21 protein-coding genes, 1 other RNA gene and 1 pseudogene are annotated in these 25,257 nt (G+C 63.2%); 12 read left to right on the top strand and 11 right to left on the bottom strand.

Annotation, left to right across the window (positions count from 1 at the left end; genetic code table 11):
- Positions 1-43 precede the first annotated feature (43 nt).
- The 5 genes from rnpB to Q0J85_RS10625 all read left to right on the top strand — a co-directional run bounded on the left by rnpB (position 44) and on the right by Q0J85_RS10625 (position 5,506).
- Positions 44-411, top strand: an RNA gene (gene rnpB, locus Q0J85_RS10645) — RNase P RNA component class A.
- 124 nt (positions 412-535) lie between these two features.
- The gene (locus tag Q0J85_RS10640) at positions 536-1,339 is read left to right on the top strand and encodes a metallophosphoesterase family protein (protein ID WP_294481284.1); all 804 of its coding nucleotides are present in this window, start codon (positions 536-538) and stop codon (positions 1,337-1,339) included.
- A 24-nt stretch (positions 1,340-1,363) separates the two neighbouring features.
- Positions 1,364-2,413, top strand: a complete 1,050-nt coding sequence (locus Q0J85_RS10635; protein WP_294481283.1) for a glycosyltransferase family 9 protein — start codon at positions 1,364-1,366, stop codon at positions 2,411-2,413.
- Between the two features lie 4 nt (positions 2,414-2,417).
- Positions 2,418-3,389: a hypothetical protein gene (locus tag Q0J85_RS10630; protein WP_294481282.1), complete on the top strand. Its 972-nt coding sequence runs from the start codon at positions 2,418-2,420 to the stop codon at positions 3,387-3,389.
- A gap of 17 nt (positions 3,390-3,406) precedes the next feature.
- Entirely contained in the window at positions 3,407-5,506 is a 2,100-nt protein-coding gene (locus Q0J85_RS10625) for a glycoside hydrolase family 36 protein (protein ID WP_294481281.1), read from the top strand.
- 59 nt (positions 5,507-5,565) lie between these two features.
- Here the strand turns inward: Q0J85_RS10625 and Q0J85_RS10620 are convergent, their stop codons facing one another.
- Positions 5,566-8,637, bottom strand: coding sequence for a glycoside hydrolase family 38 C-terminal domain-containing protein (locus Q0J85_RS10620; protein WP_294481280.1), 3,072 nt, complete (start codon positions 8,635-8,637; stop codon positions 5,566-5,568).
- A gap of 270 nt (positions 8,638-8,907) precedes the next feature.
- Between Q0J85_RS10620 and cysK the strand changes: the two genes are divergently transcribed.
- Complete coding sequence (gene cysK / locus Q0J85_RS10615) at positions 8,908-9,834, top strand: cysteine synthase A (protein ID WP_294481277.1); 927 nt, start codon at positions 8,908-8,910, stop codon at positions 9,832-9,834.
- Here cysK and Q0J85_RS10610 read toward each other — a convergent pair.
- Positions 9,801-10,841 carry a LacI family DNA-binding transcriptional regulator gene (locus tag Q0J85_RS10610; protein ID WP_294481275.1) on the bottom strand — a complete coding sequence of 347 codons (1,041 nt, stop codon included), beginning with the start codon at positions 10,839-10,841 and terminating at the stop codon, positions 9,801-9,803. The two genes, cysK and Q0J85_RS10610, sit on opposite strands and share 34 nt — an antisense overlap.
- 126 nt (positions 10,842-10,967) lie before the next feature.
- A complete protein-coding gene (gene fusA / locus Q0J85_RS10605) occupies positions 10,968-12,980 on the bottom strand; it encodes an elongation factor G (protein WP_294481273.1) in 2,013 nt (670 codons plus the stop codon).
- Positions 12,981-13,207: 227 nt separating this feature from the next.
- Here fusA and Q0J85_RS10600 point away from each other — a divergent pair, with 227 nt between their 5' ends.
- The 4 genes from Q0J85_RS10600 to Q0J85_RS10585 are packed head-to-tail and all read left to right on the top strand — an operon-like array spanning position 13,208 to position 16,343.
- The gene (locus Q0J85_RS10600) at positions 13,208-13,993 is read left to right on the top strand and encodes a hypothetical protein (RefSeq protein WP_294481272.1); all 786 of its coding nucleotides are present in this window, start codon (positions 13,208-13,210) and stop codon (positions 13,991-13,993) included.
- A complete protein-coding gene (locus tag Q0J85_RS10595) occupies positions 13,945-14,730 on the top strand; it encodes a DNA repair exonuclease (protein WP_294481297.1) in 786 nt (261 codons plus the stop codon). The genes Q0J85_RS10600 and Q0J85_RS10595 overlap by 49 nt, the downstream gene beginning before the upstream one ends.
- Positions 14,731-14,751: 21 nt before the next feature.
- A complete protein-coding gene (locus tag Q0J85_RS10590) occupies positions 14,752-15,573 on the top strand; it encodes a histidinol-phosphatase (RefSeq protein WP_294481271.1) in 822 nt (273 codons plus the stop codon).
- Positions 15,570-16,343: an ElyC/SanA/YdcF family protein gene (locus Q0J85_RS10585; RefSeq protein ID WP_294481267.1), complete on the top strand. Its 774-nt coding sequence runs from the start codon at positions 15,570-15,572 to the stop codon at positions 16,341-16,343. The genes Q0J85_RS10590 and Q0J85_RS10585 overlap by 4 nt, the downstream gene beginning before the upstream one ends.
- A gap of 16 nt (positions 16,344-16,359) precedes the next feature.
- Here the strand turns inward: Q0J85_RS10585 and Q0J85_RS10580 are convergent, their stop codons facing one another.
- From Q0J85_RS10580 to Q0J85_RS10545, 8 genes are all read right to left on the bottom strand, one after another.
- The gene (locus tag Q0J85_RS10580; RefSeq protein WP_294481265.1) at positions 16,360-17,151 is read right to left on the bottom strand and encodes an ABC transporter ATP-binding protein; all 792 of its coding nucleotides are present in this window, start codon (positions 17,149-17,151) and stop codon (positions 16,360-16,362) included.
- A complete protein-coding gene (locus tag Q0J85_RS10575; RefSeq protein WP_294481262.1) occupies positions 17,148-18,038 on the bottom strand; it encodes a prephenate dehydrogenase in 891 nt (296 codons plus the stop codon). Before Q0J85_RS10575 ends, Q0J85_RS10580 begins: the two co-directional genes overlap by 4 nt.
- 105 nt (positions 18,039-18,143) lie before the next feature.
- Positions 18,144-18,986: a 16S rRNA (adenine(1518)-N(6)/adenine(1519)-N(6))-dimethyltransferase RsmA gene (gene rsmA, locus Q0J85_RS10570; protein WP_294481258.1), complete on the bottom strand. Its 843-nt coding sequence runs from the start codon at positions 18,984-18,986 to the stop codon at positions 18,144-18,146.
- On the bottom strand, positions 18,986-19,213 hold the full coding sequence (locus Q0J85_RS10565; protein WP_294481254.1) for a zinc ribbon domain-containing protein: 228 nt from the start codon (positions 19,211-19,213) through the stop codon (positions 18,986-18,988). The genes rsmA and Q0J85_RS10565 overlap by 1 nt, the downstream gene beginning before the upstream one ends.
- A 36-nt stretch (positions 19,214-19,249) precedes the next feature.
- Positions 19,250-19,921: an alpha/beta fold hydrolase gene (locus Q0J85_RS10560; RefSeq protein ID WP_294481252.1), complete on the bottom strand. Its 672-nt coding sequence runs from the start codon at positions 19,919-19,921 to the stop codon at positions 19,250-19,252.
- 6 nt (positions 19,922-19,927) lie between these two features.
- Entirely contained in the window at positions 19,928-20,881 is a 954-nt protein-coding gene (locus Q0J85_RS10555) for a substrate-binding domain-containing protein (RefSeq protein ID WP_294481249.1), read from the bottom strand.
- A 4-nt stretch (positions 20,882-20,885) separates the two neighbouring features.
- Complete coding sequence (locus Q0J85_RS10550) at positions 20,886-21,842, bottom strand: ABC transporter permease (protein WP_294481247.1); 957 nt, start codon at positions 21,840-21,842, stop codon at positions 20,886-20,888.
- Positions 21,839-23,284 (bottom strand): sugar ABC transporter ATP-binding protein, encoded by a 1,446-nt coding sequence (locus Q0J85_RS10545; protein WP_294481245.1) that lies wholly within the window; start codon positions 23,282-23,284, stop codon positions 21,839-21,841. The genes Q0J85_RS10550 and Q0J85_RS10545 overlap by 4 nt, the downstream gene beginning before the upstream one ends.
- A 242-nt stretch (positions 23,285-23,526) precedes the next feature.
- On the opposite strand from Q0J85_RS10545, the gene Q0J85_RS10540 reads away from it, so the two are divergent.
- Positions 23,527-24,918 (top strand): extracellular solute-binding protein, encoded by a 1,392-nt coding sequence (locus Q0J85_RS10540; RefSeq protein WP_294481243.1) that lies wholly within the window; start codon positions 23,527-23,529, stop codon positions 24,916-24,918.
- A gap of 85 nt (positions 24,919-25,003) precedes the next feature.
- Positions 25,004-25,257: pseudogene (locus Q0J85_RS10535) on the top strand (hypothetical protein); the annotation flags it as partial.

Genomic DNA, 25,257 nt, shown 5'->3' with positions numbered 1-25,257 from the left:
GGCACTTGTATATTCCGGCGAGATGGTTATATTAACGGAGGTACGTCGATTGCGGGCAATCGCGGCCGGAGATGTTTCGACACCGTCCGGCTGAGGAAAGTCCGGACTGCATAGAGCGGGGAGTCCTCTTGAAAAGGAGGATACTGCGGACAATACGCCGCAGGAAGGCCAGTGCAACAGAAAGCAAACCGCCCGGATCCGTCCGGGTAAGGGTGAAAAGGCGGGGTAAGAGCCCACCGGGCGCGTCAGCGAGAGCGGCGCCGCATGGTAAACCCCTCCCGCAGCAAGACCAAATAGGGGGTGAGCCGTTGCTCGCGGCGCTATGAACCCCGGGTTCTGGTCGCACAGACAGATGATTGCCCATCCGCCACCGGCGGAGGACAGAATCCGGCTTACAGCAGTCGACGTGCTCTTGAAGTGTTTTTTCGTATTTCATATAAGTATCCGCGCCGGAAGCCGGCGGCGGGACGGTGCGGGAGGAGAGAGTCTGGCCCTCTGCCCCCCGCGCCGGAAACAGTCCGGAGATGTTGAGAAGATGGCTAAGTATGCGATTCTGAGTGACATCCACGCCAACTACGATGCGTTGAAAGTGGTGCTCGAAAAGTGCAGGGAACTCGAGGTGGATCATTACGTCTCCCTCGGTGATATCGTCGGTTACAATGCCGACCCGCAGATCTGCGTGCGCACGATTTACGAGCTCAACTGCATTGCGCGCGTCCGCGGCAATCACGACGAATACACGGCCAACGGCGACATCGAAATCTCCGGCTTCAATCCCCACGCGAAGAAAGCCGTGGAATGGACCCGGGCGCACCTCGACGAAGCTGAACGGAACTGGATCGGCAGCGCGCCGTTCCGGACCACAATGCAGAACTGCAACACCACGCTCGTCCACGCCACGCTCGATTCGCCCGAAAACTGGGGATACATCTTCGACGCGCACCATGCGGCCGACAATTTCAACTATCAGTTCACCTCGCTGTGTTTCTGCGGGCACTCGCATGTGCCGGTCGCGTTCTGCAAGAAACCGGTTTCAAGCCACATCGAGGAGATCGAAGAGTGGAACTACAACCCCGAACTCGAGGATGACAACTTCGACTACACCCTCGCCGACGAACTGCCGGTCGAGATCAAGGTCGGCTACAAGTATCTGTTCAACATCGGCAGCATCGGCCAGCCGCGCAACCGCGACCCGCGCGCGAGCTTCGCGGTGCTCGACACGGTCGCGCGCTGTGTCACGCGGTATCGGCTGCCCTACGACATCGCGAGCCAGCAGCAGAAGATCATCGACGCGGGGCTGCCGGAGCGTCTCGCCACCCGGCTCGAACTCGGAAGCTGAGTCTCCGGCTGCTGTTCAGAAAAAGTGAAGAGCTCATCGGTCAAACGGATTCTGGCGGTCAAGCCGAGCAGCCTGGGGGACATCCTCCACGTTTTCCCGGCGCTTGAACTGCTGCGGCGGCACTGCCCGGAGGCTGAACTCGACTACCTCGTGCACCCGGCGTTCGCGGAGATTCTCGACTACAGCCCCTGCCCGATCTCCGAGCGGATTTTGTTCAACCGCAAACGGCTCGGGCGGCTGACCACGCTGGTGCCGGAATTCGCGCATCTCGTGCGGGAACTCAGACGGCGGCGCTATGATCTGGTCATCGACTTTCAGGGGCTGACGCGCAGCGCGATTTTCGCGGCGGCGGCGAAAGGGGGTCCGGTGGTCGGCTTCGCGCGCCCGCGCGAACCGGCGGCGAAACTCGGATACACGCTGAAGTTCGACGTTCCGCCCGGTCATGCGGTCGAGCGCAACGTGAATCTCGTCAATGCGCTGTTCGGCGCGTCCGACCCGGTTCCGGAGCCGCTCCTGCCGGAGAATCCGGAAAATGCGGCGAAACTGCGGCAGCTCCTGCCCGGTCCGATTCCGGAGAAGCTGGTCGCACTGCTGCCCGGCAGCCGGTGGAAGACCAAGACGTTTCCTCCCGCGCTGTTCGCGGAGGTGATCCGGCGCATCCACCGGGAGACCCCGGAGTGCGCGTTCGCCATTGTCGGGACCGCGGGGGACTCGCCCGCCGCGGCGGAGATCCGGCAGCTGGCCGGCGGCGGCGTTCCGCTCTTCGACCTGACGGGGAAAACCTCGCTCGGGGTCATGATGGAGCTGCTGCGCAATTCGCGTCTCGTGCTCAGCAACGACTCCGGACCGATGCACGCCGCGGCCGCGCTGCAGCGGCCGGTGTTCGGATTCTTCGGGCCGACGGACCCGGCCAGAACCGGGCCTTACGGCAGGATTCACCGGATCTACCGGAGCGAAGCGCCCTGCCTCGGCTGTCTGAAACGAAACTGTCCGGAGGAGCCGCCGGCCTGTCACCGGCTCGACGCCGCCCGGATTGCTGACGACTGTAATCAAACTCTGGCAACAGGAGAATAAAATCATGTTCAAATCAATCGCCCTGACCCTACTCATCTGCTGCGCGGCGGTGACCGCGTCGGCCCAGATCGGCATGGACCTCTCGCTGAACCGGACCAACTATATGCAGTATGAACCGATCTACGCCTGCGTGACGCTGCGCAACGACACCGCCCGGCCGCTGCTTTTCGGGAAACATCCGAAACTGCAGGGATATATTCTTTTCGAGGTGACCGACCAGCGCGGAAACATCGTGCCGAAACGGCCGGGAATGGAACTCTCCGTGCGCGGGCTCGTGCTCTCTCCGGGGCAGATCAAACGCATGATCGTGCCGATCAACCGCTATTATCAGCTCGACCGGACCGGGGTCTACCGGGTTCACGCCTACGTTTCGCACTCGCTGCTGCCGAGCGAATACAAGACCCGGGATCTGAAGTTCAACGTCGAACCCGGAATCCAGGTCTGGAAACAGACCGTCGGAGTCCCGGAACTCAATACGAAAGAGGCCGGCAACGGGGTCTCCGCCGAGCGGACCTACAACATCCGGTCGATCACGGAGGGGGCGACCAAGGCCTACTATCTCGTGATCGAGGACGATCAGAAGATCTATTCGGTAATCCGGATCGGCAAGGCGGTCGGCTACGAACGCTTCTCGGTTCAGGTCGACATGCTCAGCCGGATTCATCTGCTCATGCCGCTCTCGCCCAAGGTGTTCCAGTATCTGGCGTTCTCGATTGACGGCAAGCCGGTCGCGAACGAATACCGCAAGACCGCCGCGACCATTCCGATGCTGTTCCGCAATCCCGATACCGGCATCGTCACGCTCGTCGGCGGCGAGACCGCCCGCGCGGGGGTCGATTTCGCCGATCCCAACGCCGGACTGGTCAAAGCCGCGGATCTCCTCTCGGAAGACGACGCGGCCGCGACCGGCAATCCCGCGCCTCCCCCGAAAGCGCCCGCCGCTCCGGGGCTGGTCGATCTCGGCAAAGATCTGTGACCGGGGAGGACTCTTTCATGCACAATCAGGAACTCTCCCGGTTCCGGATCGGCGATACGGAACTGCGTTACCGGCACAATCCGGAGGATGGACGGATCGAACTCGCGCTGGCTCCGGCCGGCGCCCCGGAGCGGGAGACCGTCCCGGAGGAGACGCTCGTGCCGCTGGCGGAAGTCAAAATCCGCGGCGACCACAACACCTGCGGCTTCGGCGCGGGGCGCACGATGCGCGAAAACGGCTCGACGGAGCGTTTCCGTTTCCGCGATCAGAGGAGAGAGGGGCGGACGGTCGTCACGACCCTCGCGGACCCGCGCGGGTATGAGCTGATCCATCACCTGAGCTGGCGCGATGAGACGCCGGTTTTCTCTGTCCGGATCGAATTCGTGAACCGCTCGGAGCAGCCGGTCGTGCTCGACATGATCGAGAGTTTCGCCCTCGGCGGAATCGGCCCCGGAACCGCGGCCGAACAGTCCGGACAGGTCAAACTGCACCGTTTCCGCTCGAACTGGAGCGCGGAGGGGTATCACGTCTGCGATACGGCCGAGGCGCTCCACCTGGAACGCTCCTGGAACAGGCACTCGATCCAGTGCGAACGGTTCGGCCAGATCGGCACCATGCCCGTGCGCGGATTCCACCCGTTCGCGGCGGTGGAGGAGACGCAAACCGGAGTCTTTTACGGGGTGCAGCTCGCGTGGGCGGGCTCCTGGCAGATCGAATTTTCGCGCCGCCGGAACTTCAGTTTCAGCCTCTCCGGCGGGCTCGCGGACCGGGAGTTCGGCCACTGGAGCAAACGCATCGCCCCGGGGGAGAGCTTCTCCGGGCCGGAGGCGTTTCTCGCCTGCTCCGCCCGCGGTTTCGACGCGCTGTGCGAACGGCTGCTCGCGGAACAGGAGGCGCGGCTCGACGTGCCGGAATCCGAGGAGGATCTGCCGGTCATCTTCAACGAGTGGTGCACGACCTGGGGCAACCCGAGCGAAAAAAACATCCTCGCCATCGCCGATAAACTCCGCGGAACTCCCGTGCGCTACTTTGTGATCGACGCGGGCTGGTTCAAGACCCCCGGCACGGAGTGGTACAACTCCCAGGGGGACTGGGTGCCGAGCCGGGAGCTTTTCCCGGACGGCATCAAAGCCACCGCCGAACGGCTGCGCGAACGCGGGTTCATCCCGGGCATCTGGTTTGAATTCGAGGTGTGCGGCCCCGGGTCAAAGGCGTTCACCGAACAGCGGGAACATCACCTTACGCTCGACGGCATCCCGGTCTTTCCGGATCGGCACTTCTGGAATCTGAACGATCCGGAGGCGATCGCCTATCTCGAGGAGCGCGTCGTGCAGATGCTCCGGAACAACCAATTCGGCTACGTGAAAGTCGACTACAATGAGACCGTCGGCTTCGGCTGCGACCATCCGGATTCCCCGGGCGAAGGGCTGCGACGCCAGGTGCTCGGCACCTGGCGGATGTTCCGGCGGCTCCGCGAGGTCAACCCGGATCTCGTGATCGAAAACTGCGCCTCGGGCGGCCACCGGCTCGAACCGTCGATGTTCGCCCTGAGTTCGATGTCCTCGTTCTCGGACGCCCACGAAGAGCCGGAGGTCCCGGTGATCGCGGCTTCGCTCCACCGGCTCATGCTGCCGCGCCAGTGCCAGATCTGGGCGGTGGTGAAGCCGGAACACGATCTGACGAAACTCGGGTACATCCTCTCCTCGGCGATGCTCGGGCGGTTCTGTCTCTCGGGCGACGTCCTCGGACTCTCCCCCGAACAGTGGGCTCTGACCTGCCGCGCGATGGAGTTTTACCGCCGCCTCGTCCCGCTGCTGAAACACGGCTCGAGCACGCTCGCGACCATGATGGGCCCCGCATGGCGGCAGCTGCGCGGCAATCAGCTCCTGATCCGCCGGAGCAGGAACGGCACGGAAGCGGCGCTCTTTCTGCACGTATTCAACGATCCTCCGTCGCAGATCGCGTTCCACCTGCCGCCGGGCGGGGAATGGCGGATCCTCGAGGAGTTCGCCGCGCCGGGGACAGGCATCGCCTCGATCGTCGGCGGGGAGTTCCGGCTCGATTCCCCCGCGGCCATGAGCGGCAGAGTCGTGAGAATCGGACTCGCCGACCGGTAAAAAAACAGGCCGTCCGCAACCGGATTCCGGTTCACGGGCGGCCTGAATCGTATCGACGTTCAGCGTTTCCGGCGCACTTTGAACGTGCGGATGTCAAACGGACGGAAGTCGAGTTCGACCTCGCCGTTCCGGAACTCAAAGGAGTCGAGCTCTTCCCATTCGATGAGGTTGGTCTCGATGAGCCGGGCCTCTTTCAGCGTGGTGCAGAGCCGGGTGCGCGAAGCCGACCCCGCGGTCTCGACGAGCCGGATCACGAGATCGTCGCTCTTCTCCGCCTTTTTGACGACTTCGAGCGAAACGGATCCGCCCAGCACCGAGAACGGCACTTCCGCGGTCAGCCGGCGGCCGGCAAACTGCAGCGGCGCGCGGTTCAACTGCGCGGCCTCGCTCCAGACATTCGATTCGGCGAGGGCTCCGACGTGCGGCAGATAGGCGTAGGTGAACACCTGGCGTCCCTGATCCGCATTCCAGTCCGGATATTTCGGCGAACGCAGCAGACACAGGTCGAGGTTCCCTTCGTTCGTACGGTAACCGTACTTGCAGTCGGTCAGCATCGCGACACCGTATTTCCCGGCGGAGAAATCGACGTAACGATGACCCACGACCTCGAATTTCGCCATATCCCAGCTCGTGTTCGAGTGGGTCGGACGCTTCACGTAACCGTACTGAATTTCAAATGCGGCTTCTCCGGCGCAGACCGCCACCGGGAAATTCACGCGGAGCATGCGGCGCGATTCGTGCCAGTCGACCTCCGTCTCGAAGTCGAGCCGCTTCGAGTTCGCGGCCAGACGGACCGTCTGCCGGATAAACGAGGCGTTTCCGACTTTCCACTCGAACGAGAGCGTCGACTCGACCGAACCGGTAACGCACTTTGAATGCGAAATCGGTTCCGCGCCGGTCCGCTGCTCCTGCTCGTAGAAGAAATCCACGTCCCACGCCTCGAAGTTGTTCGGGCGGTCGACGTAGAGATTGAAGACGTTGCCGTTTTCGCCGGGACGCAGCGTCTCGCAGTCGGCCTCCTTGTCGAAGGCGCGCACAAGTTCGCCGCGGGCGTCGAACTCATACCGGACCAGCAGGTTCTCCAGCACCAGGGAGTGACTCTCCTCGACGGCGGCGGCGCGTTTCGCGCCGCGTTTCCAGACCGCCGCGCCGGAGGCCGGAATCCTCCCGGCCGCGCGACGCCCCTGAACTTCAACGGCGTTTCCGGCCAGATCGGTGATCTCGCAGTCGGCCCAATCCTCCGGCAGTTCGACCGGATTCGTGTACGGCGTCGACAGCGTGTTGACGAGCGTGAGCGCATCCGCCTCCGGAACCGTGATCGACTCCGCCGCCCGGGCGATGAGACGGCCGCACACCTCGAAGAGTTCCGCATGCTGCTTCTCGGTCACCTCGTAGACTTTCCGGATGGACGAGCCCGGGATGATATCGTGGAACTGATTGATGAGAAGCGTCTTCCACGCCTTGTCGAGTTCCGCCGCCGGATACTCCGAAACCGGAGCCATCGAGCAGAGGAACTCGGTCGCGGTCAGGAGCTGCTCGAGTTTGCGGTTGTTGCGTTTCGTGCGGGCCTGCGTGGTCAGCGTGCCGCGGTGCATCTCCAGATACAGTTCGCCGACCCAGCGGCAGAGTCTGCGCTGCTTCACCGCGTCGCTCGCGGCGAGGCGCTCGAAGAACTTGTCAGCGCGGCCGAACTTCACTTTCGGCATGCCCTCCATGTTCCCGAGCAGCAGCGCGCGCTCGATGTGCTCCTCTTTCGGGCCGCCGCCGCCGTCGCCGATGCCGAAGAGACTGATGAACTCGTCGAGCATGTCCGACTCCTTGAAACGGTCCTGCGCCGCGCAGAGTTCGGTCGGGAACACAAATGCGTTGTAGGTGTCCTCCGGCGGGAAGTGGGTCAGCACTTCGGAGCCGTCGATCCCCTCCCAGAAGAACGTGTTGTGCGGGAAGCGGTTGAACTGATTCCACGAAATCTTCTGCGTCAGGAAGAAGTCGCAGCCGCATTTCCGGATGATCTGCGGCAGCGCGGCCGAGTATCCGAACACGTCCGGAATCCAGAGGTTCTTCACGTCGAACCCGAACTCATCCATGTAGAAGTTCTTGCCGTGCAGGAACTGGCGGACCATCGACTCCCCGGAGATCAGATTGCAGTCCGCCTCGACCCACATGCCGCCCTGAAGCTCCCAGCGTCCCTCCGCCACGCGGCGGCGGATCTTCTCGTAAAGTTCCGGGTAGTGCTCTTTCACAAAGGCGTAGTGCTGCGGCTGCGAGGCGCCGAACACGTACCCCGGGTATTTATCCATCATGTCGAGCTGATTGGCGAACGTGCGCGCGCACTTGCGGATCGTCTCGCGAACCGGCCAGAGCCAGCCCGTGTCGATGTGCGCATGCCCGACCAGACTCGCTTTCAGCGCCGACCCGAGCGCCGGCAGCGAAAGCATCTTCGCAAGCGGCCGGCGCGCCGCAGCCGCATTGGCCGGATCGTCGGCATAGACGTTGACCGCCTCATTCATCGCCGCCAGCAGCTTGCGGCGGCGGTAGTCCGCCTCGGGAAGAGTCTCATAGTAATTCAGCAGAAGTTCCAGCTCGATGCGCATGTGCCAGAGCTCCGTGTTGAAGAGCCCGACCCGCATCGCCTTGACCTTGCCGGGGAAATACCCCTCCGGCTTTTCGATGAGCCGGTGCGGCTCCTCGTCCATGAACACCCCGAACAGCGAATTCGCGGCCGCTTCGACGTAGAGGTCGAGCCGCCCGTCTTTCAGAAACTCCGGCGGGAACTGGCAATACTCTTTCGTGTAATGCGCGTTGATGACGCTGTTTCCGGTCAGCGCGAACGCCGGAACTCCGGCGGCGTCGAACACCAGACTCTCCCCGGAGAGATTCAGCTGCATCGCGACCGGTTTGCCCCGCCACGACTCCGGCAGTTCCGCCGTGAGATGAAACCAGGCGCTCTCCCACGCCTCGCCCCAGTCGTCTCCGGTTCTGATCGGCTTATATTGCAGTGTCAGCCGGTCGGCCCAGCGGACCGGCTCCCGGCTGTTCGCGAATTCCGCCTGAATCTCCCGTGCCTCAGACAGCAGATCCGGCTCACAACGCCTCAGAAAACGCTGGCAGCGGTCCAGGTACAGTTTCATCTCTTCCTGTCGCATTTTTTCCCTTTCTATAACTCGCAGGTGCAGATCATAATACAACCGATTGCATTTCTGGTAATGTACATCCGTAAACGGGAAATGCAATCTCCGGAGAGCGGGAATCGCGATTTTTCCGCGTCGAAACCATCCCCGCCGCCCGAATTGCAAAAACGGCCGCAAGGCGCTATATTATGATGCGAAAATCCGGTTCCGGAGCCGTTGCCCGCTGCACCCCGGACGGAATCCAGCTCTTCAGCGGGAGGAGGAGAACTCATGGGACACATCGCCGACAACGTCGCCGAACTGATCGGCCGCACGCCGCTCGTCCGGATCAACCGGCTCAATGACGGAAACGCGGAAATCATCGTCAAACTCGAATCGGCCAACCCCGGCGGCAGCGTGAAAGACCGCGTCGGGCTCGCGATGATCGAGGAGGCGGAAAAATCCGGCGCCCTGCGCCCCGGCGCACTCATCATCGAACCGACCAGCGGAAACACCGGAATCGGACTCGCGCTCGCCGCCGCCGTCAAAGGGTATCGGCTGATCCTGACCATGCCCGAAACCATGAGCATCGAACGGCGCAAACTGCTCGCCGCCTACGGCGCGGAAGTCGTGCTGACCGACGGCGCCCGCGGCATGCAGGGAGCCATCGACAAGGCCGAAGAGATCCACAACGCGAATCCCGGCAGCTTCATCCCGCAGCAGTTCGCCAATCCCGCCAACCCCGCGGCCCATCTCGCCGCCACCGGACCGGAGATCTGGACCGATACCGACGGGAAGATCGACGCTTTCGTCGCCGGAGTCGGCACCGGCGGAACCATCACCGGCATCGGCCGCTTCCTGAAAGAACACAACCCCGGAATCCGCATCATCGCGATCGAGCCGGACACCTCCGCCGTGCTCTCGGGCAAACCGGCCGGAGCTCATAAACTTCAGGGAATCGGCGCGGGATTCGTCCCCGCGGTGCTCGACCGCTCCGTCATCGACGAAGTCGTCCCCGTCAGCGCCGAAGCCGCGGGCGAAACCGCCCGGAAATGCGCCCGCACCGAGGGAATCCTCATCGGCATCTCCGGCGGAGCGGCGCTCTCGGTCGCGCTCGAGATGAGCCGCAAACCCGAGTGGCGCGGCAAAACCATCGTCGTACTGCTCCCGGATTCCGGGGAACGCTATCTCTCGACCTGGCTCTTCGACACGCTCTGAGACTCCCCGAACCGCCCCGCCATCAGGACCGGAGACACAACCCTCTCCGCCGGCACCGGCTCCCCGCCGCGCAACAATGCGGCGAGAAGTTCGACCGCCAGATGGCCGATCTCCTCAAACCGCAGATCGACCGTGGCGGGGCGCGGAGAAACGTATCTCAGAGCCGTCTCGTCCGCGCCGCACCCGATCACATGGCGCAGCTGCAGCGTGCGGGTTTCCCCCCGCAGCTCGCGCCACACGCCCGCAAGCGCGCCGTCCGTGCAGAAGAACGCCCCCGTCGGAGCGGCAGGCCCGTGCAGAAAACGTCCCGCCAGAATCCGGTTCGCCACGATCGGGGAGTGGGCGGAGATCCCGGGAACGGTGAACTCCGTCACAACCATCCCGCCCGCGCTCGCCACGCGCCGGAATCCGGCGACCCGCCGCCGGAACTCCGCATCGGAGCCGTCCGGATTGAACACCGCCACGCGCCGATGTCCCTGCCGCATGAGGAATTCCGCCGCGATCTCCCCGGCCCGCGTGCCGTCCCAGGTCACGCCGCAGCGCTCCGGATTCCCCTCCCCGACCGGAGCGCAGCAGCGAATCCACGGAACCCCGTGCAGCGCACTCTCCGCCGCCGCCGGCAGCCAGCCGCCGTACACGATCACGCCGTCGCAGCTCCGCGCGTCGAGATTCCCCGCCGCCGCCGCGCCGGAGAGCACCAGCCGGAGATGACGCGCCTCCAGCGCCTGTTCGACCCCGTCGAGCAGACGCGGCACCCCCGGACGCGCGAGAAAACGGCGCAGCAGCTCCCCGCCGGGATGGAGAAACGCGATGTTCCCCGTCCTCACCCCGATCCGCTCCCCGGTCTTGGGGCCGGGACGGCGCAGATCCGGCACAAAACCCGTTTTCGCAACGACCGCTCGAATCCGCGCCGCCGTCGCCGCACCGACCCGCCCCGGCCGATTGAAGTAGTTCGACACCGAACTCACACTCACGCCCGCCATCCGGGCTATCTCCACAATCGTCATAGCGCTCTTTCTCCGCTCCCCCGCCCGTTCGTCCGATGTAAAATTCCCCCGGGATTTTACATCTCCGGCATGAGAAAAGCGGGAGACGGAATCCGCCCCCCGCTTTTCCGGCAGAGAGCCTTTCTTCTATTCGGCCTCGACCTCGGCCTGATGTCTGGCGATGATCTCGTTCGCGACGTTGGCGGGGACCTGCTCGTAGCGGACGAAACTCATTTCAAACGAACCGCGTCCCTGCGTCATGCTGCGCAGTTCGGTCGCATATTTGCGCATTTCGGCGTAGGGGACTTCGGCGGAGACGACCTCCATGCCCTCTTCGACGCTCATGCCGAGGATGCGGCCGCGCTTGTGGTTCAAGTCGCCGGTGATGTCGCCCATGTACGCATCCGGAATGTGCACATCGACGTGCATGACCGGTTCGAGCAGAACGGGTTTCGCCTGCGCCATCGCCTCCTTGAACGCCATGCGCCCGGCGATCTTGAACGCCATTTCGTTTGAATCGACCGGGTGATACTTGCCGTCGTAAACGGCGACGCGGACTTTCTCGACCGTGCAGCCGACCAGCGGTCCGCTCTCCATGGTCTCGGCGACGCCCTTTTCGACCGCGGGGATGAAGTTCTTCGGGATCGTCCCGCCGACGACCTCGTTCACAAACTCATACCCCGCCTCGTTCGGGGCGATGCGCAGAAACACCTCCGCGAACTGACCCGCGCCGCCGGTCTGCTTCTTGTGGCGGTAGTGGCCCTCGCCGGGAGCCGTAATCGTCTCGCGGTACGGAACTTTCGGCGTGTCGAGAATCGCTTCGACCTTGAACTGGTCCTTCAGCCGCTTCGCGACGATCGCGAGATGCTGGTCGCCCATGCCGGAGAGCAGAAACTCGTGCGTGACCTCGTCGCGGCGCAGCCGGACGGTCGGATCGCATTCGCGGATCTTCGCGAGACCGGCCGAGATTTTCTCGTCGTCACCGGACTTCGCGGCCGAAACGGCGTAGGACATGACCGCGGCCGGATAGTCGATGCCCGGCAGCGGCGTCTCGGTCGGTACCGCCGAAATCGTATCGCCGATGTGGGTGTCCTTGAGCTTCGCGACCGCGAAAATCGCTCCCGGACCGGCCTCTTTCACCGGAGTCTGATTCTTGCCGTTCATGAACAGCAGCGACCCGAACCGCTCTTTCACCCCGGGACGCGACAGATTGTAGACGTCCGTGTCGGCCTTGAACACGCCGGAAACCGTCCGGATGAATGTCAACTGGCCGCTGAACGGATCGTTCAGGCTCTTGAACACGATGCCGATCGGCGGACACTCCTCGCCGATCTTGCGCTTGGCGCCGTCGACCGTCACGTAATTGAGCGGCGACGGGAAGAGCGCGACGATCGCATCCATGAGTTCGGAAATCCCGATGTCCTTGACCGAACTGCCGGCGAACACGGGAATCGTGCGGCCGCTCTTGATCGTCTTCAACAGTCCGGTGTGGATCTCCTCGTCGGTCAGCTCCTCGCCGTCGAGATAGCGCATCATGAGGTCGTCGTCGGTCTCGGCGATCGCATCGAGCCAGAGACCGCGGCACTCGGCCACGTCGTCGGCGATCTCCGCCGGAATCTCCTTGTCGAACAGCACGTTCACGACCCGGCTGAAATTCGCCTCGGAACCCACCGGCCAGTAGAGCGGGATGATGACGTTCTTCCCGTGGTTGCGCCGCATCTGCTCGAGCGTCGCCTTGAAGTCGGCCCGCTCGCGGTCGAGACGGTTCACAATGCCGAAACGCGGAATGCCGCGCTGTTTCGAGAGTTTCCAGGCCCGGGCCGTTCCGATCTGGGGACCGTCCACGGCGTCGACGACCACGAGCGCGGCGTCGGCCTCGCGCACGGCCGCGACGTATTCCCCGATGAATTCGGCGTATCCCGGAGTATCGACGAAGAAGAACTCGTCGCCCTTCCACTTGCAGTTCATCACGGAGGAGTAGATGCTCGAGCCCTTTTCCTGTTCATCGGCCATGAAATCGGAGACGGTGTTCTTCGATTCGACGCTGCCCGGTCGCGGAATCGCCCCGCACTTGAAGAGCATCAGTTCGCAGAGCGTGGTTTTCCCGCAGCCGGAATGTCCGGCGACAACGAAGTTTCTGCACTCGGTGGCTTTGGTCATAGACTCCCCCCTTATGTTTGGATTGAATTCCGGAAAAAACAGTTGTGGAAGAACTTCTCCGCCCGGATTCTCCGGGCTGTTTTAACACTAGCATCATCGTTTTGAAAATACAACCCGGATTTCCGGCGAAAACAAAAAAAAATCATTTTTTCCCGGAGCGCCTTTACAAAAACCGGGAAATGTGCTATTTTACCCGGACAGTTGTTTCTTCAACCGGACGCGGAATCATGCACGATCTCCACATTCATACGACGTTGTCCCGCTGCGCACGGGAGGACGCGGCCCCGGGCGGCTACCTCGCGGAAATCCGCCGCCGCCCGTTCACGGTCGCCGGTTTCGCCGACCATCTCTGGGACAGCGACGTTCCGGGCGCGAGCGACTGGTATCGCCCGCAGGACATTCCGCACGTGCTCTCGCTGCGGCGGGAGCTCGCGGACGTCACGATTCCCGGCGTCCGGCTGCTCTTCGGCTGCGAGACGGAGTACATCGGCAACGGCGTGGTCGGACTCACGCCGGAACACGCGGCGCTGTTCGACTTCGTCCTGGTTCCGGCCAACCACTTCCACATGGAGGGGTTCGTGCGCCCCGCGGGGATGGAGGGCTCCGACGAACTGCGCAGACTCTTTCTCGACCGCTTTCTCGAGGTGTGTGAAATCGACTTCGCGTTCGGCATCGCCCACCCGTTCGTGCCGATCGGCTTCTTCGACCGCGGGGAAGAGCTGCTCGCCGGAATCCCGGACCGCCTCTTCGAGGAGTGTTTCCGGGCGGCCGCGGAGAAGAGAAAATCGATCGAACTGAATCTCTCGATCTTCCGGAAAATGCCTCCGGGGGCGCTGCGGGAGTACGAGCGGGTCATGACCATCGCGCGCGAATGCGGCTGCCGCTTTCACACCGGCTCGGACGCGCATGGGCTCGGTCAGTTCGGCGAGGAGACGTTCCGCGCGGGCGGGGAGTTCGCGCGCCGCTGCGGAATTGCAATGCCGGAGGATCCGACGGCGGGAGGCGTCAACTGAAATTCCGTTTCATCCACTCGGGAGATCTTCATCTCGGATTTCCGTTCGACCGCCTCGACGGGGTTGTCCCGGCGGAGGCGGCGCGTCTGCGGGCCGGACTCTTCGCCGCTTTCGACCGCCTGATCGATATGACGATTGCGTCCGGAGCGGATCTTCTGCTGTTCGCGGGAGACGTGTTCGACCGGAATTTTCACTGCACGGAGAGCCGGAGGCGGTTTCTCGAGGCGATGAGAAAGCTCGAAACGGCCGGCGTGCGCGTCCTCATCGTCGCCGGAAATCACGATCCGCTCCCGGAGTGGGAGATTGCGCCGCTGCTTCCCGGCAACGTCCGGCTTTTCGGAGCGGAACCCGGAGTCGAACGGTTCTCCGTCGACGGGAACCCGGCGGCGGTCTCCGTGGCGGGAGCCAGCCACGACAGCCGCAGAGTCGTGGCAAATCTCGCGGCGCTCACGGCGCGGGAACTCGCCCGCGAACCGGGGTTCCGCATCGGGCTCGTCCATGCGAACGTCGGGACGCAGCAATACGCCGCCCCCGTCACGCTCGACGAACTCAAAACCTCGCCGGTCGACTACTGGGCGCTCGGGCACATGCACCGGCACGAACTGCTCGCCGACCGGCCGATGACGGCTTACTGCGGTTCGATCTACCGGCTCGCGCAGGAGGAAAACGAATGGTACGCTTTCAACCGGATCACCGTGACCGACGGCGTCATCCGGCGGGAGCTGCTGCGGATTTAACGTTCCAGAAGAGAGAACACCATGAAATTCGGAGAGAGGATCAACTTTCATACCCATACCGCCCGCTGCGGACATGCGCAGGGCAGTGTCGAGGAATATTGCCGCGAGGCGGTCAGACAGGGAGTCGCCGTGCTCGGATTTTCGGACCATGCGCCGTTTCCGGACGGCAGATTCGGGAGTTCCCGCATGGATTTTTCGGAGCTGCCCGATTACAGGGAGGAGTTGTCGCGCATGCGGCGACTCTTCCCGGAGCTGCGCATCCTCACCGGAGCGGAAGTGGATTTCGTCCCCTCGCTCGGGCGCGGATTCTACGACGAAACCTACTCCGGGGAAAACGGCTTCGACTACCGGATTCTCGGACCGCACTTCACGGATCCGCCGGGGATCGGCGGCGGCTCTCCGACTTCGCCCGAGCGGGCGCGCGCCTATACCGATCTCATGATCCGCGCGATGGAAACCGGACTCTTCGACTACGTCGCACATCCGGACATGTTCCTCGCGGGGTTTCCCCGCTGGACGCCCGAACTGCGCGCGCTCGCCGTGGAGCTGGCCGCGGCGTCGAACGCATTCGGCGTACCCTTTGAAATCAACGCCTACGGACTGCGCAAACCGTGGATCGACACCCCGGAGGGACGCCGTCCGCAATATCCGTGGAAAAAGTTCTGGGAGATCATGGCGGAACACCGGGTGCAGACCGTCGTCGGCGCCGACGCACACCGCCCCGTCGACGTCTGGGGCAACACCGACGAGGCGATCGCATTCGGGCTCGAATTCGGACTCGTCCCGCAGAACGCGGCGCTCGCCGACCGGATTCTCCGCCGGACGCGCCGGGAGAGTGCATGATGTTTCTGCTGATGGCGAAAAAGCTGATCGCCCGGCTGCTCTTCCCCGTGCCGTTCCTGCTGCTGGTGCTCGCCGCGGCTCTCGCGCTCCTGCTCTGGCCGAAAGGAGGAAAACGCTGCCGGACCGCGGGGAAAGCGCTGCTGCTCGCCGGAATCGCGCTGCTGCTCATCGGATCGCTCTGCGGCCGGCTCATGCTGCTCACGCTGACCGGAGTCCATCCGGTGCTGAGGCCGGAGGAGCTGCCGGAAGAACATTACTCCATCGTCGTGGCCGGACACGGATTCCATGCCGAACCGGGAGTTCCGCCCGAACGCTGGTTCGACGACGAGATGCAGCTGCGGCTGCACGAGGCGGCCCGCATCGGCCGGACGCTCAAGGAACGGGAGATCCCGTTCCGGATCGTCGCATCCATCACCGGCAGACACGACGCTCCGGAGCGGAAACGCGAAGCGCTGGAGGCGTTTTTCCGCCACTACGGCATTCCGCCCGAACAGCTCTCGTTCCTCGAAACCGCCCTGAACTCCCGGCAGGAAGTTCTGGCGTTCCGGAAAGAACCGGGCAGAAAGATCCTCGTCTCGGAGGCGTATCACATGCCGCGGCTCATGATGCTCTCGAAGCGGTACGGTCTCGACGCCCTGCCCGCTCCCGCCACGCAGATCGGCGGGAACGGGGCCGGAATCCTCAAATTCGTCCCCTCGGCGGAAAATCTGAGCGACTGCGAGCGCGCCGTCTACGAATATCTCGGCATGCTCGAATACCTGCTCTTCTGACGGGGAGTTTGCCGCGCTACTCGAGCATCGCCCAGTAGCGGCCCGCCTTGTTCTTCCAGAGCTTGATCGGCAGCCCGTAAGCGGCGCTCAGAACCTCTTCGCGCAGAATCTCGTCGCGCTCACCGCTCTCGACGATCCGCCCTTTCGCGAGGATCATCCCGCGGCTGAAGACCGGCAGAATGTCCTCGATCCGCTGCGTGATGAAGATGATCGTGACCTCGGGGAGTTTCTCCGCGATCTGGCGGATCTCCTCGAGCAGAAATTCGCGCCCGGCCATGTCGAGATAGACGCTCGGCTCATCGAGGATGACCAGTTCCGGTTTCGTGAGCAGCGCGCGCGCGATCATGATCTTGACCTGCTCGCCGCTCGACATCGTGAAGATCTCCTGATCGGTCAAATGCGCGCAGCGGAAACGCTCCATCAACGCCCTGGCCGTGTCGATCTCCTCGGGGGTCGCCTTGCGCGTGAGCCCGAGCGTGCCGTCGAATCCGGAGAGCACCATCTCCAGTCCCGTGCTCTCGGTGTTCGTGAACTGGTTCATGAACGGGCTCACCCAGGCGATCCGCTTGCGCAGTTCGACGAGGTTGGTCTGCCCGAACCGGTGGCCGAGGACTTCGACCTTCGCGCCGAACTTCGGCCAGGCGTAGCCCATGAGGGTTTTCACGAGCGTGGTTTTTCCGGCGCCGTTCGCTCCGAGGATGAAGCAGCGGCCGCCCTTTTCGACCTGCCAGTGCATGTCATGGATGATTTCGCGGCCGCCGAGGCGGACACTCGCGTTCTCGATGTTGATAGCTAATTCCTTGTTCATTCCCGTTTCCTGCTCTTGTATTCCAGCCAGCTGTCGCGCAGCAGTTTGCCGTGGGCGAATTCCCGTTCAAAGGAGTCGAAATCGCCGGTTTCGATCATCCGGCGGTAGGCTTCGTAACGGCGGTCGAAATCCCGCATGGCGACGAGCACGGCCTCGCGGTTGTTCTCGATGATCTCGCGCCACATGAGCGGAGAGCTCGACGCGATGCGCGAGGTGTCGCGGAATCCGGTCGCACAGCCGCGGAACCGTTCGAGCCGCAGCGTCTCATCCGGCGCGTCGAGAATCGAGAGCGCCAGCGCCGAAGCGAGAATGTGCAGCACGTGGCTCGTATGCGCCACGAGATCGTCGTGCCGCGCCGCGGAGATGCGGGAGGTCTTTGTGCCGACCGACCGCCAGAGTTGTTCGACCAGTTCAACCGCCTCCTCCGGCGACTCCTCGCCGGGGCAGACAAAGACGTCGGCATTGCGGTAGAGGGTCGGGAACGCCGACTCGGGGCCGGACTTTTCGGTTCCCGCCATCGGGTGGCCGCCGACGAAATGGACGCCGAACGGCTTGAGAGCCTCGGCTGCTTTCATGATGCCGGACTTGCAGCTGCCGATATCGCTCACGACGGAGCCGGGGCGGAAGCAGTGCGCATACTCTTTGAGATACCGTTCGATCTCGGGGAGCGGCAGCGCGAGAATCGTCAGATCCGCCTTGCCGAGAACCTCTTCGAGAGAGTCTTCACATTCGTCGAGAACGTCGCAGTCGACGGCCCACCGGCGGATGCTTTCCCGCCGCGTCCAGCCGGTCCGGCGGAACGCTCCGCCGCGCAGAGCCATGCCGAGCGAAGCGCCGAGCAGTCCGAGTCCGATGATTGCGACAACCGTATTCCGGGGTTGATCCATAGTTTCAATGTTCCTCTGGTAAATCCTTTAATATACCATGAACCGCGCCCGGATGCAACCCGTTTTACAAAAGAAACGCCGATTCCCGCGGAGAACGCGCCCCGGTCACGAGTCCGCGCCGGGCAGATCGAAGAGGCGGCGGGTCAGAGCCGCAAACTGTTCCACCGTGAGTTTGTCCGGGCGAACCTCCGGCGGCAGATTCACCGCCGCCAGCGCCGCCGCCGCTTTCTCTTTCCCGTAGTTCTGCCCGAGCACCTTGCCCATCTGCTTTCTCCGCTGCGCGAACACCGTCTTGACCACCCCGGGCAGCAGACGGCAGAGCTCCGGATCATCCCCCGCCCCACCGCGCCGCAGCCGGAACGAAACAATCGCCGAATCAACCTCCGGCGGCGGAAAAAACACCTCCGGAGGCACGATTTTCTCAAGTTTCACCTCGTATCTGAGCTGCGTCCGCACCGACAACGCTCCGTAATTCTTCGTCCCCGGCACCGCGCTCAGCCGCTCCCCCATCTCGCGCTGCAGCATGAAGAACATCGACTCCGGCGGCCGCGGCAGATCGAGCATCCGCGCAATGAAAATCGTGCTGATCGAATAGGGCAGATTCGCAATCGCACGGAACGGCTCCCCTTTCAGCAGCTCAACGTAATCGACCCGGCACGCATCCGCCTCGGTCAGATGAAAATTCTCCTTCTCAACATGCGCCCGGAGATACTCCGCAATCCGGTGATCGAATTCGACCGCATACACCTCCGCCCCGCTCTTCAACAACCGCGACGTCAGCGCGCCGAACCCGGGACCGACTTCGAGAATCTTCTCCCCCCTCTTCGGGGCGCTCAGCCGCACGATGAAGTCGAGCAGATTCCCGTCCAGCAGAAAATTCTGCCCGAGCCCGCGCCCGGGGCGCATCCCGATCGACTCAAGCGCCGTAAGCAGCTGCTGTTTGTTCATCAGTGACCGCCGCAGCCGCAGTTCCCGCAGCACTTGTGACCGGACGGGCAGAGATCCCGGCTCGCGCACGAAGTCGCCCCGCCGCTCAGCACCGCTCCGAACCGGCTCGGAAGTTTTTCCATGTCGGACGAACCGCACTTCGGACACTCCGCCTCAGAGTCGAAGTGCGCCACCAACAGCTCGCATTCCGTTCCGCAACTGCGGCATTTGTAATTGAAAATCGGCATAACACAATCCTTTCCAGAACATTTTTCCGAACAGTTTCAGTGGCGAAACCGGCCGGTCTCGAGAAATGCCAGAATCTCTCCGCGCGCTTCCGGCTGAAACAGAATATTCACGTGCCGCGCATGCACGATCACATGGTCACGCATCCCCTCGAGGCGCGTCGACTCCAGCGAAACTTTCCCGTCGGCGTCCCCCGCGATGATCCCGATCTCGTATCCGCGCGGGACCGGCAGTTCCCGGCAGACCGCCCCCTCCCGGTTCGACAGCTCGTCGAGCGGCCGCACCAGCAGTTTCGACGGCGGGAAATTCCGCGCCACATCCTCCGCCATCTGCGACCCGTGGTTCGGCGGCGCAACCATGACCACGCGCCCGATCTTCGCCGCCATCGGCGTCCCCTCGAATCCGGAGAGCGCCACACGGGTCAGCAGCCCGCCCATGCTGTGCGTCACCAGGTCGACCCGCTTTTCCGGCAGCTCCCGCAGAAACTCCGCGAACATCCGCCCGTGCGCGACGATCCCGCCGCGGGTGGTCTTGTAGTCGTAGACGTAAACCGGATACCCGCGCCCGTTCAGAAACTTCGCGAGACTCCTCATGACAATGCCCCGGTGCAGCAGCCCGTGCACAAGCACCACCGGCGGAAGATCCTCCCTCCCCGGAAAACGCTCGAAACAGCGGCGCCCCAGCGCATATGCGACCAGTGCCGGAACCATCGCCCCTCAGTAGATCGAATCGGGGAAATAGTATTCCGAGGCGTTCTCCGGCGTAACCACCTCCGAGGGAATCACAATCTTCGCCTCTTTCGCTTTCCCGCCGTTCTTCAGCCCCGCGATCGCCGACTCGATGCCGATCTCGATCATCTTCGGCGGATAGGTGACCGTCATGCGGACCACCGGATCGCGGTCGAGCACGCGCTTGACGATCGCTTTCGCCCCTCCGCCGCCGAGCATGAGCTTCACATCCTGCCGCTTCGACTCCTCGAGCGCTTTCAATGCGCCGATGAGAACGTCATCGTCTCCGACCCAGACCGCGTCGATCTTCGGATATTTCTGCAGGAAGTTCTCCATGAGTTTCAGCCCCTTTTCGGTGTCCCAGTAGGCGGACTGCGACTCGAGCAGCCGGATGCCCGGGTGCTTCGCGATCTCGGCCTTGAACGCCTCGACGCGGTCGGTGTTCACCACACACGGAATCCCCTCCATCACGAGGATGTCTCCCCTGCCCCCGAGCGCCTGCACGAGCGCCTGCGCCGCCGTCCGGCCGAATCCGGCGTTGTCGCCGGCCACATAAACGTCCTGAACCGGCTTCTCAAGTCCGCGGTCGACCGTGACCAGAAAGACCCCCTGCTGTTTCGCCATGTCGCAGACGTTCGTCAGCGGCCCCGGCTCCTGCGGCAGCACCACGACCGCTTTCACCCCCTGCACGAGCAGATTCTCGATCTTGTTGACCTGCTCGGAGGCGTCACGGGCGGTCGAGATGATGATCTCGAAATCGGGATTCGCGGCCTCGAGCTTCTTCTTCGCGCTCTCGGCGCTGTAGATCACGCCGCCGGTCCAGCCGTGGTCGGCCGCCGGAATCGACACGCCGATCTTCGTCTTTTTCGCTTTCGCCTCACCGCACGACACGACCGCGAACGCCAGCAGCGCCGCGCCGAACAAAGTGAACCACTTCTTCATACAATCAATCCTTCCTTCTGTATTGGATCAGTACGGCTATGATGATGACCAGTCCCTTGACCGTCCCCTGCAAATTGACCGAAATTCCCCACATGTCGAGCACGTTCGAGACGATCCCGAGCAGCAGCACGCCCGCGAGCGTCCCCGGAATCGTCGCCTTTCCGCCGGTCATCGCCGTTCCGCCGATGATGACCGCCGCGATCGCGTCGAGCTCATACGAGAGCCCCGCCCCCGAACTGCTGACCGAATTGAGCCGCCCGCCGAGCAGAAACGCACTCAGCCCCGCCAGCCCGCCGACCAGCACATAGGTCCAGAATTTGACCAGTCCGGTCCGGATCGCCGAGTAGTATGCGACCCGCTCGTTCGACCCGACCGCGCAGACGTGCCGCCCGAACCGCGTGAGCTTCAACACCACCGTGAGGCAGGCGGTCAGCACGAAGAGCAGAATCGTCGGCAGCGGAATCCCGCCGAACTCCGCCATCCCGCACTTCTGGTAGAGCGTATTGTCGGTGCGGACCAGCCCCGCGTTCGAGAAGTAGAGCGCGAGCGACCGGAAGATCGACATCGTTCCCAGCGTCACGATGAACGGCTGCACCCGCGCCGCCCCGACCAGCACCCCGTTCAACGCCCCGCCGATGACGCCGACCCCGAGCGCGGCACCGAGCCCCGCGACGAGCTGCACGCTCTCCGGACCGCCCGCCGCGTTCATCGCGAAAAGCGAAACCACCCCCGCCAGCGCGAACAGCGAACCGACCGCCAGATCGATCCCCCCCGCCGCAATCACGAACGTCATTCCGAGCGCGATGATCCCGCTGTACGACACCTGCCGCGTGATGTTCACCAGATTCTGCGGCGAACGGAAATTCTCGTTTGAAATCGCCGCCGCCACGAGAAACACGACCAGCGCGATCCACACGCCGCCGGAATCCCGGACGCTTTTCCAATTCATCTTGACTTTCATCGATCCACTCCGATTGCCAGATACATCAGTTCCTCCTGGGTCAGTTTCTCCCCGGACCGGAAGCCCGCGACCCGCCCCTCGCGCATGACCATGACCGTGCGGCACATGCCGAGAATCTCCTCCATGTCCGAAGAGATCAGCAGACACGCCACGCCCCCGTCGGCGCACTTCCGGATGAATTCATAAATATCGCGTCGCGCCGCGATGTCCACGCCGCGCGTCGGCTCGTCGAAAATAAAAATCCGCGGCCGCGTGTCCAGCCCGCGCGCCATCGCGACTTTCTGCTGGTTGCCGCCGGAAAGTTCGCTCAGAAGCGCCTCCGGCCGGTTCGGTTTGATCCGGAACTCGCGTCCGTAACGCTCCGCCGCCTCCCGGATCAGAGCCGGACGCAGCAGCCCGAACCGGCAGTAACGCGCGAGCGACACGAGCGTGATGTTCTCCCCGATCGAGAATCCCGGCAGAATCCCGCTCCCCTGCCGATCCTCCGGCAGATACGAGAGCCCCGCCGCGACCGCCTCCGACGGACGGCGGAATTTCACGGGTCTGCCGTCCACGCGGATCGTGCCGCCGTCGACCCGGCGCAGCGCCATGATCGCCTCGGCCATCTCCGTGCGCCCCGCGCCGGCCAGCCCCGCCACGCCGAGGATCTCGCCGCGGCGCAGCGTGAAACTCACATCGCGCACGGCCCGGCCGCTTTTGAGATGTTCGACCTCGAGTGCCGGTTCGCCCGGAGGATTCGTGAGGGGTTCCGGAAACATGCGCGAGAGTTCGCGGCCGACCATGCGGCGCGCCATCTCCGCCGGATCGAGTTCCGAGGCGGGCGAGACGCTCACGAGCACCCCGTCGCGCAGCACCGCGATTTCGTCGCAGATCTCGCGGACTTCGGCGAGTTTGTGCGAGATGTAGATGATCGATCCGCCCGCGGCTTTGAATTCGCGCATGATCGCGAAGAGCCGCCGCGTCTCCTCCGCATTCAGAATCGTGGTCGGTTCGTCCATGAGCAGCAGCCGGTGGCTCTCGTCGAGCGCTTTGGCGAATTCCACCATCTGTTTTCCGGAGGGGGGCAGTTCGCTGACCAGCGCATCGGGGTCGATCTCGACGTTCAGTTTCCGGAATCTGCGCTCGGCCTCCCGGCGCATCGCCGCGCGGTCGAGCAGCCCGAACCGGCTCTTCTCGCGCCCGAGAAAGATGTTCTCCGTGACGGTCAGATCCGGAACGAGATTGAACTCCTGCGGAATCCAGCCGATCGAGACGCCCGGATCGATCGAAATCGTTCCCGAGGTCGGGCGCACCACCCCGGTGAGGCATTTCGTGAAAGTCGATTTTCCGGCGCCGTTTTCGCCGATGAGGCCGAGGATGCGCCCCGCTTCGAGCGTGAGCGACACATGGTCGAGCGCCGTTTCGGCATCGTAGCATTTCGTCAGATTTTCAACCTTGAGCACCGGAAATTCCCCCTGATTGCAATTCTGATAATATACGTTCGGAGTGTCGTTTTTGCAAATCGAACTTCAGCTCCCGCGCGCCCCGGAAATTGGCTTCATTGCCGACCCGGAGAGTCTCCGGCGGCGTCCGTCGCCGTTTTTTTTCGTTTTTTTTCCGACCCGCTCTTGACTTTTCCCGCTTTTTCGGGTAAAATTATCTGTGAACAAATCAGTGACTAATACACCACTGAGGATAAAAGAACATGAAGCAGGACAAACTGACGATCGTTCGGAACTGGATTCTCGACCGGATCGAATCCGGGGAAGTGCCCGCCGGGGAGAAGCTCCCCGTCACCCGCGACATCGCGGCGGCGACCGGAATCTCACTGCTGATCGTGCAGAGCGCCGTGGAGTCGCTCTCGAACGAGGGAGTGCTCTACAAGGTGCCGCGTCACGGAGTTTACGTCCACCCCGACTGGCGGGGGCGGATTCTGCAGCGCAACGTATTCTTCTTCGATCCGCTGTACAAGCTGCCTTACCGGGAGGAGCTGATCGACCGGCTCGGGCGGGAGTTTCCGCATCTGCGCGTGGTCCGGGAGTTCCGGCACGGGATGTTCGAGCTCCGGGCGACGGGTTATCTGCAGTCGCATCACGCGGAATACGCCGATCTCTCGGAGATTTTCCGGGCGGTGTTTCCGGACGATGCGGATTTCACGGGTGCGCCGTTCGATGCGTGCCGGCTGAACGGCAGGCTGGTCGGGCTGCCGCTGCTCTTCTCGCCGCGCGTCATGTTCTACAACACCGAACTTCTGGGAAAGGCGGGCGTCGCCGAGCCGGGGGCGGGATGGACCTGGAACGACTTCCGGAAATCGCTGGCGGCGTTCCGCCCGATCCTGCCTCCGGAAAAACGGTATTACTGGAAAGCCGAACCGTTCCTCTGGATGAACTATCTGCGCCGCGCGGGCGGAACGCTGATCGATCCGGCGGCGGGAGATCCCGTCCGCATCGATACGCCCGAAACCCGCCGCGGGCTCTCCGCCATTTACCAGATCCTGCATGAGAACGGGATTCCATTCGTTCCGCGCCATCCGAACTACTGGGAGCGCTTCATCGATGGCGAGCTCCCGTTCATCGAACAGCCGAGGCAATTTCTGCTGCTGCTCAACAGCTGCAACTGCAGAAACTGGCGGCTGGCTCCCCTGCCCGCATTTCCGGGCGGAATCGACACGACCATGCAGGCGACCGAGATCTTCTGCGTCCGCAAGGAGTGCGCGGATATGCACACTGCGGCCGGGCTCGTGCGTCTGCTGCTCGGGAAAAGTTTCCAGAATTTCATCGCGGAATCGCGCTACGGCATTCCGGTGCGGATCTCGGCCATGCAGCGTTCGCTCGATCCGCACGATCCCGGCGACTGCCTGTTCCTCTCCGAGGTTCCGAAAATGACCACGAACTATCATCTTTCCGACAGCACGCTTTACAAGCTCGTCATCACGGGCATCAACCGAGTCCTGGCCGGAGAAGTCGGCGTCGACGACGGAACCGCCGAACTTGCCGCCATGACCCGGACATTCCTGAAACTGCGCCCGCCTGCCGCCGCCGCGGACACGGCAGGAGAATTCGCCGCTCTCTTCGCCAACAAAGCTGTTTTCCGCTGAACAATCAAGGATTCACCATGATCGACCGAAGTCGAAACTCATTCATAACAATCACTGCAACCACCGAAATCAAGGAGGGACTGTCATGCAATCGAGACACTTCACGCTGATCGAACTACAAAGAGTGAAAATTCGCCCAATCCCCCATTCTCCGCTTGCATGCGCCGGACAGTCAAGAGAGGGGTTCGGGGGAGAGAAAGCGGCTCACGCCCAAACGCCCCTCCCCGTTCCCGCCCCGCAACAGAGTTCCGCGCCCGGCATTACAAGAGAGGGGTTCGGGGGAGAGAAAGCGGCTCGTAAGAGCGCGTCTCTCCCCGTACCAACCAACCATCAAACAAC

Origin of the sequence: uncultured Victivallis sp. (genome assembly GCA_944389935.1) — a bacterium.
Taxonomy (GTDB): Bacteria; Verrucomicrobiota; Lentisphaeria; order Victivallales; family Victivallaceae; genus Victivallis.
Note: the sequence above shows the minus strand (reverse complement) of the source record. Positions and strands in the feature narration are given on the sequence as shown.

Excerpts from the sequence above, each read along its gene's own strand:
- Q0J85_RS10640 (WP_294481284.1), top strand. The coding sequence starts at position 536 with ATGGCTAAGTATGCGATTCTGAGTGACATCCACGCCAACTACGATGCG.
- Q0J85_RS10540 (WP_294481243.1), top strand. The coding sequence starts at position 23,527 with ATGAAGCAGGACAAACTGACGATCGTTCGGAACTGGATTCTCGACCGG.
- Q0J85_RS10555 (WP_294481249.1), bottom strand. The coding sequence starts at position 20,881 with ATGAAGAAGTGGTTCACTTTGTTCGGCGCGGCGCTGCTGGCGTTCGCG.
- Q0J85_RS10560 (WP_294481252.1), bottom strand. The coding sequence starts at position 19,921 with ATGGTTCCGGCACTGGTCGCATATGCGCTGGGGCGCCGCTGTTTCGAG.
- cysK (WP_294481277.1), top strand. The coding sequence starts at position 8,908 with ATGGGACACATCGCCGACAACGTCGCCGAACTGATCGGCCGCACGCCG.
- Q0J85_RS10620 (WP_294481280.1), bottom strand. The coding sequence starts at position 8,637 with ATGAAACTGTACCTGGACCGCTGCCAGCGTTTTCTGAGGCGTTGTGAG.
- Q0J85_RS10575 (WP_294481262.1), bottom strand. The coding sequence starts at position 18,038 with ATGGATCAACCCCGGAATACGGTTGTCGCAATCATCGGACTCGGACTG.
- Q0J85_RS10630 (WP_294481282.1), top strand. The coding sequence starts at position 2,418 with ATGTTCAAATCAATCGCCCTGACCCTACTCATCTGCTGCGCGGCGGTG.
- Q0J85_RS10550 (WP_294481247.1), bottom strand. The coding sequence starts at position 21,842 with ATGAAAGTCAAGATGAATTGGAAAAGCGTCCGGGATTCCGGCGGCGTG.
- Q0J85_RS10565 (WP_294481254.1), bottom strand. The coding sequence starts at position 19,213 with ATGCCGATTTTCAATTACAAATGCCGCAGTTGCGGAACGGAATGCGAG.
- Q0J85_RS10580 (WP_294481265.1), bottom strand. The coding sequence starts at position 17,151 with ATGAACAAGGAATTAGCTATCAACATCGAGAACGCGAGTGTCCGCCTC.
- rsmA (WP_294481258.1), bottom strand. The coding sequence starts at position 18,986 with ATGAACAAACAGCAGCTGCTTACGGCGCTTGAGTCGATCGGGATGCGC.
- Q0J85_RS10590 (WP_294481271.1), top strand. The coding sequence starts at position 14,752 with ATGAAATTCGGAGAGAGGATCAACTTTCATACCCATACCGCCCGCTGC.
- Q0J85_RS10600 (WP_294481272.1), top strand. The coding sequence starts at position 13,208 with ATGCACGATCTCCACATTCATACGACGTTGTCCCGCTGCGCACGGGAG.
- Q0J85_RS10610 (WP_294481275.1), bottom strand. The coding sequence starts at position 10,841 with ATGACGATTGTGGAGATAGCCCGGATGGCGGGCGTGAGTGTGAGTTCG.
- Q0J85_RS10625 (WP_294481281.1), top strand. The coding sequence starts at position 3,407 with ATGCACAATCAGGAACTCTCCCGGTTCCGGATCGGCGATACGGAACTG.
- Q0J85_RS10585 (WP_294481267.1), top strand. The coding sequence starts at position 15,570 with ATGATGTTTCTGCTGATGGCGAAAAAGCTGATCGCCCGGCTGCTCTTC.
- fusA (WP_294481273.1), bottom strand. The coding sequence starts at position 12,980 with ATGACCAAAGCCACCGAGTGCAGAAACTTCGTTGTCGCCGGACATTCC.